Origin of the sequence: Streptomyces polygonati (assembly GCF_042650325.1) — a bacterium.
GTDB classification, from domain to species: domain Bacteria; phylum Actinomycetota; class Actinomycetes; order Streptomycetales; family Streptomycetaceae; genus Actinacidiphila; species Actinacidiphila polygonati.
This window is the reverse complement of the sequence record NZ_JBHSBB010000033.1, coordinates 1-10783: the sequence shown is the minus strand read 5'-3', so window position 1 is coordinate 10783 and position 10783 is coordinate 1. Positions and strand designations below refer to the sequence as shown.

Annotated in this window: 1 protein-coding gene; it reads left to right on the top strand. The window is 73.1% G+C overall.

Annotated features, from left to right (window positions below; all coding sequences use genetic code 11):
* Window positions 1-26 precede the first annotated feature (26 nt).
* The coding region (locus ACFO3J_RS31745; RefSeq protein WP_386436935.1) for an SDR family NAD(P)-dependent oxidoreductase at window positions 27-10783 on the top strand (10757 nt) is incomplete at its 3' end.

Sequence of the window (10783 nt, the reverse complement as noted above, 5' to 3'; positions counted from 1 at the left end):
CGGGTGTGGCGCCGCGTGGTGCGCGGGTGCCGTTCTTCTCCACGGTGACCGGTGGGCTGATCGACACCGCGACCCTCGACGCCGATTACTGGTATCGCAACCTGCGTGAACCGGTTCGCTTCGACCTCGCCGCCCGCGCCCTGCTCGACCAGGGCCACGGCGTGTTCATAGAGGTCAGCCCGCACCCCGTCCTGGTGTCGGCGATCGAGGAGACCGGCCACCATCACGGCTCGGACCCCGTCGTCACCGGGACGCTGCGGCGCGACCGGGACGACTTCATGAGCGCGCTGGGCCGCCTGCACGTCCTCGGCGTCCCGGTGGACTGGCGGATTCCCGTGGAGTTCCCCGCCGGCACCGCGCCGATCGGTGTGCCGACCTACGCCTTCCAGCGCCAGCCCTTCTGGCTGCGGCCCGTCCCGACCGAGTCCGGCGACCACCCGCTGCTGAGCACGTTCGTCGAACTTCCCGACGGCGCGGTGCTGAGCGGACGGATCTCGCTTGCGACCCACCCATGGCTCGCCGACCACGCCGTGCGGGGCTCGGTCCTGCTGCCCGGCACCGCGTACGCCGAGATGGTGGCCTACGCCGGCCGACGGCTCGGCAGCGCGGTCGAGGAGCTGGTCCTCGAATCACCGCTCACCCTGGACGACACCCCGGTCCACCTCCAGATCGTCGTGGGACCCGAGGACGACGGCCGGCGCCCGGTCACGGTGTACTCGCGAGCCGGCGACGAGTGGCTGCGGCACGCGACCGGGACGCTGGGCGGGGAGCAGCCGCTGAGCGGCTGGGACTGGCCGCTCGACGGCGAAGTGCTCGACGCGGACGGGCTCTACGACTCGTTCTCCGTACGCGGCTACGAGTACGGGCCGGCGTTCCAGGGTGTCACGGCCGCGTGGCGGGTCGGTGACACCGTCTACGCCGAGGTGGAGGTGCCCGCCGAGGAGCGCTTCACCCCGCACCCCGCGCTGCTGGACGCGGCACTGCACCCCTTGGCGTTCCTCACCGAAAGCGCCGGCCTGCCCTTCGCCTTCACCGGACTGACGCTGCGGCCCACCGAAGTCCGGGCGCTTCGCGTACGGCTGTCCGCCACCGGGCCGGACACGTACACCGTCGCCATGGCCGACCTCGACGGCAATCCGGTCGCGATGATCACATCGCTGGCCGTCCGCGCCGCCACCGCGATCCCGGACAGCCTGTACGCGCTCGACTGGGTCGCGCTGGAGTCCCCGTCGGCCGGCGACGCGTCGGACCTGGTGGTTCACCGGGTGCCCGTGCCGCAGGGGGAGCCCGTCGGCGCGGCGTACGAGGCGGCGCTGAACGTACTCGCCGCGATTCAGGACCACCTCGCGGGCGAACGCAAGCGGCTGGTGGTCGTCACCCGCGACGCCGTTGCCGCCGCGCCGGGCGACGCGGTCGACCTCGCCCACTCGATGGTCGCGGGGCTGGTACGGAGCGCGCGGGCGGAGCACCCCGACCGCTTCGTCCTGGTCGACGCGGACGCCCAGTGGGACGGCGACCCCGGCCTGATCGCTGGGTCGGAGGAGCCGGAACTGGCCGTACGCAAGGGGGCGTTGCTGGCCCCGCGCCTGGTCCGCGTCGGTGCGAGCCTCACCCCGCCGGCCGAGAGCTGGCGGCTGGAGGACAACGGCAACGGCAGCATCGACGACCTGGCGCTCATGTCCCGACCGGAGCTGGCCGAACCGCTGGGACCCGGACAGGTCCGCATCGCCACGCGGGCCGCGGGCTTGAACTTCCGGGATGTGCTGATCGCGCTGAACGTCTACCCGGGCGAGGCGCTGATGGGCGGCGAGGGCGCCGGCATCGTGCTGGAGGCCGGCCCCGGAACGGGCTTTCAGCCCGGTGACCGTGTCATGGGCCTGCTGCCCGGCGCGTTCGGCCCGGTCACCGTGGCCGATCACCGGTTGCTGGCCAGGATTCCCGACGACTGGCCGTTCGCCAGGGCCGCGTCGGTGCCGGTGGCGTTCCTGACCGCCTGGTACGGACTGGCCGACCTCGGCCGGACCGGTCCCGGCGACCGGGTTCTCATCCACGCCGGCACCGGCGGCGTCGGCATGGCGGCGATCCAGCTCGCGCGGCTGCTGGGAGCGGAGGTGTTCGCGACCGCGAGCCCGGCGAAGTGGGACACCCTGCGGCAGCTCGGTCTGACCGACGACCGTATCGCGTCCTCGCGCACCACGGAGTTCGAGCAGGAGTTCCCGCCCATGGACGTGGTGCTCGACTCGCTGTCCGGCGAGTTCGTCGACGCGTCCCTGCGGCTGCTCAAGCCGGGCGGCAGGTTCGTGGAGATGGGCAAGACCGATATCCGCGACGCCGGCGACTATCCGGACATCGTGTATCGGGCGTTCGACATCGCCGACGCCGGGCCCGAGCGGCTCGGCCAGATCCTGGAGACGGTCCTGCGGTCGTTCGCGGACGGGTCGTTCACGCCGCTGCCGATCGACGTACGCGGAGTCCGGGACGCGGTCGATGTGTTCCGGCACATGAGCAGGGCCGACCACATCGGCAAGATCGTCCTGACGATCCCGTCGCGGCTCGACGAGGGAACGGTGCTGATCACCGGCGGCACCGGCGTACTCGGCGGCTTGGTGGCCCGGCACCTCGTGCTCGACCACGGTGTGCGGCGGCTGCTCCTGGTGAGCCGGAGCGGCGGTGGGGCGGAACTCCGCGACGAGCTGACCCGGCTGGGCGCGGACGTGACGGTGGCCGCGTGCGACGCGGCCGACCGGGACGCGCTCGCCGAGCTGCTGGCCTCCGTCCCGGCCTCGCATCCGCTGACCGCCGTGGTGCACGCGGCCGGAGTGCTGGACGACGCCGTGGTCGGCGCCCTGACGCCCGACCGTCTCCGGCGGGTGTCCGAGCCCAAGGTCCGCGCGGCATGGCACCTGCACGAGCTCACCAAGGACCTCGATCTGCGGGCGTTCGTGCTCTTCTCCTCGGTGGCCGGACTCCTGGGCAGCGCGGGGCAGGCGAACTACGCCGCGGCCAACACCTTCCTCGACGCCCTCGCCGGACACCGGCGTGCCCTCGGGCTGCCGGCGAACTCCGTGGCCTGGGGCTACTGGGCCGAGCCGAGCGGGATGACCGGGCATCTGACCGACGCCGACCAGGACCGCCTGAAGCGCGCCGGGGTCGTCCCCCTGGCCACCGACCACGCGCTGTCGCTGTTCGACGCCTCCCTCGCCGCGGACCGGGCCCTGCTGGCTCCGGTGCACCTCGACGTGTCGGCGCTGGCGTCCGCGGCCGCGATCCCGGCCGCCCTGAAGGGCCTGGTCACGCGCAGGGCGGCACGGCGCCCGGTGCGGCAGGGCGCGCTGGCCGGCCGGTTGCGGTCGCTGCCGGAAGCCGAGCGGCTGCCGGTGGTGCTGGACCTGGTGACCGCCAACACCGCGACCGTACTCGGGCACCGCGAGTCCGGCGACGTGCCCGAGCAGCAGGCCTTCAAGGAACTGGGCTTCGACTCGCTCACCGCCGTCGAGCTGCGGAACCGGCTCAACACCGCCACCGGCCTGCGCCTGTCCGCGACCGTCACCTTCGACCACCCGACACCGCGCCGGCTCGCCGAGCACCTGCTGGGCGAGATCCTCGGCATGGCGAAGGACCCCACCGTGGCCGTGCCGGCCGTGCTCGCCGCCGCCGACGATCCGATCGTTATCGTGGGGATGGGGTGCCGCCTGCCCGGCGGGGTGGCGTCACCCGATGACCTGTGGCGGCTGGTCGCGGACGGCACCGACGCGATCACAGGCTTTCCGGTCGACCGGGGCTGGGATGTGGAGCGTCTCTACCATCCGGACCCCGATCACCCCGGCACGTCGTACACCCGGTCGGGCGGGTTCCTGGCCGACGCGGCCGGGTTCGACGCCGATTTCTTCGGGATCGCGCCGCGTGAGGCGCTGGCGATGGACCCCCAGCAGCGGGTACTGCTGGAAACGGCGTGGGAGACCTTCGAGCACGCCGGGGTCGACCCGACCTCGCTGCGCGGCAGCCGGACCGGTGTCTTCACCGGCATCTGGTCCTCCGGTTACGGCGACCAGACACTGTCCAAGGCCGAGGGCTATCTCGGCACGGGCGCGGCGACCAGTGTGACGTCCGGCAGGATCGCCTATCTGCTCGGGCTGGAGGGCGCGGCGGTCTCCCTGGACACCGCCTGCTCCTCGTCGCTGGTGGCGATCCACCTGGCCGCGCAGGCGCTCCGCTCGGGGGAGTGCACGCTCGCGCTGGCCGGCGGTGTCACCGTGATCGCGACCCCGATGGGCTTCACCGAGTTCTCCCGGCAGCGCGGGCTGGCGGCCGACGGGCGGATCAAGTCGTTCGCGGAGGGCGCCGACGGCACGGCGTGGGGTGAGGGTGCCGGGCTGGTCCTGCTGGAGCGGCTGTCCGACGCCCGCCGCAATGGCCATCAGGTGCTGGCGGTGGTCGCGGGCAGCGCGGCCAACCAGGACGGCGCCTCCAACGGACTCACCGCGCCCAACGGTCCGTCGCAGGAGCGGGTGATTCTGCAGGCGTTGGCGAACGCCGGTCTGTCGCCGTCGGATGTGGACGCGGTGGAGGCGCACGGCACCGGTACGACGCTCGGCGACCCCATCGAGGCCCAGGCGCTGCTCGCCACCTACGGTCAGGACCGGGCCGAACCGCTCTGGCTCGGCTCGGTGAAGTCCAACATCGGACACACCCAGGCGGCGGCCGGTGTCGCGGGCGTGATCAAGATGGTCATGGCGATACGGCACGGCGAACTCCCCAGGACCCTCAACATCGACGAGCCGACGTCGCAGGTCGACTGGGAGTCGGGCGACGTGCGGCTGCTGCTGGAAGCCCGGTCGTGGCCGGAGACCGGGCGCCCTCGCCGGGCCGGTGTCTCGGCGTTCGGGATCAGCGGCACCAACGCCCACGTCATCATCGAGGCGCCCGACCCGGACCCGGCGGCGCCTCCGGCGGCCTCCCCGGCCGACATTCCGGCCGAGCCGCTGCCGTGGCTGCTGTCGGCGAAGTCGGACGCCGCGTTGCGCGACCAGTCGGCGCGGCTGGCGGAGTTCGTCGCGGCCCATCCCGAGGCCGATGAGGTCGCGGTGGCGGGAGTGCTGGCCGGACGGGCGCGCTTCGATCACCGGGCGGTGCTGCTGGGCCGGACGCGGGCCGAGCTCGTGGGGGAGTTGACGGCGCTGGCCGAGGGGGATCCCCGGGTGGTCAGTGGTGTGGTGGGTGGGTCGGGCCGGACGGTGTTTGTGTTCCCGGGTCAGGGGGCGCAGTGGGTGGGGATGGGCCGGGAGCTGTACGGGGAGTCGGAGGTTTTCCGTACCGCCATTGATGCGTGTGCCGCCGCTCTGGCGCCGTATACGGACTGGTCGTTGGTGGAGGTGTTGTCGGGGGGTTCGCTGGACCGGGTGGATGTGGTGCAGCCGGCGTTGTTCGCGGTGATGGTGGGTTTGGCGGAGTTGTGGCGGTCCTACGGCGTCGAGCCGGATGCGGTGGTGGGGCATTCGCAGGGCGAGATCGCCGCCGCGTATGTGGCGGGGGCGTTGTCGCTGGAGGACGCCGCTCGGGTGGTGGCGTTGCGCAGCAAGGCGCTCACGGCGCTGGCCGGGCGGGGCGGCATGCTGTCCATGGCGTTGCCGCTCGAACGGGCCGCCGACTTCGTCGCGCTCTGGGGCGACCGGCTGACCGTCGCGGTGATCAACGCGCCCGGCTCGGTCGTCGTATCGGGTGAACAGGCCGCGCTGGACGAACTCCTGGAATCGTGCGTCGCGCACGACGTCCGCGCGCGCGTCCTGCCGGTGGACTACGCGGCGCACTCCGTGCAGGTGGAGGCGATCCGCGAGCGGCTGCTGACCGATCTGGCGGGCATCGAACCGAGAACCGGCGACGTGGCGTTCTACTCCACCGTCACCGCCGAGCTGATCGACACCGCCATCCTCGACGCGGACTACTGGTACCGCAACTTGCGTGAGCCGGTGCTGTTCGACGCGACGACGCGGTTGCTGCTCGGATCGGGCGACCCGTCGTTCGTGGAGATCAGTCCGCATCCGGTGCTGACGCCGGCACTTGAGGAGCACGACGCGGGTGCGACGACCGGGACGCTGCGCCGGGACTGCGGCACGCTCGCGGAGTTCCTGGCCGCCACGGCCCGGCTGTCCGTCCGGGGCGTCGAGGTGCGCTGGCCGGTCCCGGACGGATCGCCGGTGCCGCTGCCCACCTACCCGTTCCAGCGGGAGCGGTTCTGGCTGCTCCCCGGCGGCGCGGGCGATGTGTCCGCGGCCGGGGTCGAGGCGGTGGACCATCCGCTGCTCGGCGCCCGGGTCGAGGTCGGCGAACAGACGGTGCTGACCGGCCGTCTCTCGCTGGCCACCCATCCGTGGCTCGCCGACCACGCCGTGATGGGGGCGGTGCTGCTGCCCGCGACGGCCTTCGTGGAACTCGTGGTGCGGGCGGCCGGGCCGGCGGTGGAGGAGCTGGTCCTGGAAGCGCCTCTGGTGCTGCCCGAGGACGGCGCGGTGGACGTGCAGGTCGTGGTCGGCGCGCCGGACGAGTCGGGCCGCCGTACGGTCGAGGTCCGGTCCCGCGCGGACGCGTGGGTGCGGCACGCCACCGCGACGGCGGGCGGGCACCCCGTGGCAGGACAGGACCTGTCGCAGTGGCCGCCGGCCGGCGCCGAACCCGTCACCGGGCTCGACGACATGCTCGCGGCGGCCGGTTACGAGTACGGGCCGGAGTTCCAGGCCGTGCGGGCGGTATGGCGGCGCGGCGACGAGGTGTTCGCCGAGGTCGCCGTCGCGGACGCGGCCGGATTCGCTGTGCATCCGGCGCTGCTGGACGCGGCGCTCCAGCCGCTGGCGCTGCTGGCCGACGAGCGCGGCGGTGTGCGGCTGCCCTTCGCGCTCAACGGGATCGCGGTCCACCGCACCGGGGTCAGCACCGCGCGTGTCCGGCTGTCGACCGTGCTCCCCGGCACGTACGCCGTCGCCGTGGCGGACCTGTCCGGCGCCCCGGTGGTGACCATCGAGGCGCTGACCACCCGGCCGATGGCCCAGCGCGAACCGCTGTACGCGCTCGACTGGATCCCGCTGCCGGCCGAGGACGGCGTGCTCGGCGGCGAGGTGGTCTCGCCCGGGTCGGTGGCCGAAGCGCTGGCCGCCGTCCAGGACTTCCTCGCCGGACCGGGGGACCGGCTGGTGGTCCGTACCCGGGGCGCGGTCGCGGCCGTCCCCGGTGACCGGGTCGGCGACCCGGAAGCCTCGGCCGTATGGGGCCTGGTGCGCTCCGCGCAGTCCGAGCACCCCGGCCGATTCGTCCTGGTGGACGCGGACGATCTGCCGGACGGCCTGGCGGTCGGTGACGAGGACCAGGTGGCCGTCCGCCGGGGCGTCGCCTATGTGCCCCGGCTCGTGCGTGCCGCGCCGGAGGCGCTTGACGGACGGTTGGCGGACGCGGGCACCGGCAGCCTGGACGACCTCGCCTTCGTGCCGTACCCGGAGGAGCCGCTGGGGACGCATGAGGTGCGCGTCGCCGTCCGGGCGGCGGGTCTGAACTTCCGCGACGTCCTGCTCGCCCTGGGCGTGTATCCGCAGTCGGCCCTGCTCGGCAGCGAAGGCTCGGGGATCGTGACCGAGGCCGGAGCCGAGGTCACCGGGCTGCGGCCGGGTGACCGGGTCGCCGGGCTGCTGCCCGGCGCGTTCGGCCGGGTCGCGGTCGCCGATCACCGGGTGCTGGCCAGGATTCCCGACCGGTGGAGCTTCACCGAGGCCGCCGCCGTACCGGTCGCGTTCCTGACCGCGTGGTACGGCCTGCGGGACCTGGGTGAGCTGAGGGCCGGGGACAGGGTGCTGATCCACGCCGGGACCGGCGGGGTCGGCATGGCGGCGATCCAGCTCGCCCGGCTGTGGGGCGCGGACGTGTTCGCCACCGCGAGTCCGGCCAAATGGGATGTACTGCGCGCGTCGGGGCTCGCCGACGACCGTATCGCCTCGTCCCGGACTCTGGAGTTCGCCGACCGGTTCGGTCCGTTCGACGTGGTGCTGAACTCGCTGTCCGGTGAGTTCCTGGACGCGTCCCTGCGGCTGCTGGCGCCCGGCGGGCGGTTCGTGGAGATGGGCAAGGCGGATGTCCGGGCCGGGGTGCGGGCGTTCGACCTCGCCGACGCGGGGCCGGAGCGGCTGGGGGAGATCCTGGCCGAGGTGATCCGGCTGCTCACCGACGGCGAGCTGCGCCGGCCACCGATCACCACGTGGGACGTCCGCCGCGCGCGGGAAGCCTTCGGGTACATGAGCAGGGCCGAGCACACGGGCAAGATCGTCCTCACCGTCCCGGCGGATCCCGACCCGGCCGGCACCGTCCTGATCACCGGCGGTACGGGGACGCTGGGCGGTCATGTCGCCCGGCACCTCGTCGCCAACCGCGGTGTGCGGCATTTGCTGCTGGTCAGTCGCAGCGGCGGCAGGCCGGACCTGCGGGACGAACTCACCCGGCTCGGCGCCCGGGTGACGGTGGCGACCTGCGACGTGAGCGACCGGGCGGCGCTGGCCGCCGTGCTGGCCTCGATCCCGGTCGAGCACCCGCTGACGGCGGTCGTGCACGCGGCCGGGGCGCTGGACGACGCCCTGGTGGAGTCCCTGACGCCCGAACGCCTCGCGGCGGTGTGGGAGCCGAAGGCGCGGGCCGCCCGGCACCTGCACGAGCTGACCGAGCACCGCGACCTGCGGGCGTTCGTGCTGTTCTCCTCGGCGGCCGGCGTGCTGGGAGCCGCCGGGCAGGCCAACTACGCGGCGGCGAACGCGTATCTCGACGGACTGGCCGCCCACCGGCGCGCGATGGGCCTGCCGGGCGTCTCGCTGGCCTGGGGTCACTGGGCCGAAGCGACCGGGCTGACCGAGCGGGTGTCAGCGGCGGACCGCGAGCGGCTCGCCCGCGCCGGTGTGCTGCCGATGACGACGGAGCGCGGGCTCGCACTGTTCGACGCCGGCCTGGACACGGCGGAACCGGTGGTGGTCACCGCCGACCTGGAGGTGTCCGCGCTGGGCGACCGGCCGGTGTTCCGGTCGCTGGTGCGTGCGCGGAAACCGGTGCGGCGCACCGGGCTGGCGGCCGAGCTGGCGACGTGGCCCGAGGCCCGGCAGCGGGAGGCACTGCTCGAACTGATCGGCACCCACGCCGCGGCCGTGCTGGGCCGCGGCGACGAGATCGGCGCCGAGCGCGCCTTCAAGGATCTGGGCTTCAACTCGCTGACGGCCGTGGAACTGCGGAACCGCCTGTCCACGGCGGTCGGCGCCCGGCTGTCCGCCACGATGGTCTTCGACCACCCGACCCCGGTACGGCTGGCCGAATACCTGCGCGAGGTCGTCCTCGGCAAGGAGCGCCGCACGGTCGCGCCGGTTTCGGTCGCGGTGTCGGGTGATCCGGTGGTGGTGGTGGGGATGGGGTGCCGGTATCCGGGTGGGGTGGCGTCGGCGGCTGATCTGTGGGGGCTGGTGTCGGGTGGGGTGGACGCGGTGGGTGAGTTCCCGCTGGACCGTGGGTGGGATCTCGACCGGCTCTATGATCCGGCGGGTTCGCCGGGGACGAGCTATACGCGTTTCGGCGGCTTCCTGACCGATGTGCGGGGCTTCGACGCGGGCTTCTTCGGGATCTCCCCGCGTGAGGCGCTGGCGATGGACCCCCAGCAGCGACTGGTCCTGGAGACGGCGTGGGAGACCTTCGAGCACGCCGGGATCGATCCGGCCTCGTTGCGCGGCAGCCGGACCGGTGTGTTCACCGGCATCTGGGCTTCCGGCTACGCGGGTGGGGTGGACCAGGTCTCCCATGACGCGGAGGGTTATCTGTCGACGGGTACGGCGACCAGTGTGACGTCCGGTCGGGTCTCGTATCTGCTGGGGCTGGAGGGTCCGGCGGTGTCGGTGGACACCGCGTGTTCGTCGTCGCTGGTGGCGATGCATCTGGCGGCGCAGGCGCTTCGTTCGGGGGAGTGCTCGCTGGCGCTGGCCGGCGGTGTGACGGTGATGGCGACCCCGGCGAGTTTCATCGACTTCTCCCGCCAGCGGGGACTGGCCGCCGACGGCCGTTCCAAGTCCTTCGCCGAGGGCGCCGACGGTACGAGTTGGGGTGAGGGCGCGGGTCTGGTGCTGCTGGAGCGGCTTTCCGACGCGCGGCGGAATGGGCATCGGGTGTTGGCCGTGGTGCGGGGTTCGGCGGTGAATCAGGATGGTGCGTCGAATGGGTTGACGGCGCCGAATGGTCCGTCGCAGGAGCGGGTGATTGTTCAGGCGTTGGCGAACGCCGGTTTGTCGGCGTCGGATGTGGATGCGGTGGAGGCGCACGGTACGGGTACGACGCTGGGTGATCCGATCGAGGCGCAGGCTTTGCTGGCGACTTATGGTCAGGATCGTGCCGAGCCGTTGTGGCTGGGTTCGGTGAAGTCGAATATCGGTCATACGCAGGCGGCGGCGGGTGTCGCGGGTGTGATCAAGATGATCATGGCGATGCGGCACGGTGAACTGCCCCGGACCCTCCATGTCGACGCGCCGACCTCGCATGTCGACTGGGAGTCGGGCGAGGTGCGGTTGCTGTCGGAAGCCCGGTCGTGGCCGGAGACCGGGCGTCCCCGCCGGGCCGGTGTCTCGGCGTTCGGGATCAGCGGCACCAACGCCCATGTCGTCCTCGAGCAGGCCCCGAGCCTGCCGGTGGAAAGCGCCGAGGCCGAAGCGCTGCCCTGGCTGCTGTCGGCCACGTCGGACAAGGCGCTGCGTGCCCAGGCACGCCGGCTGCAGGGCTTCCTGGC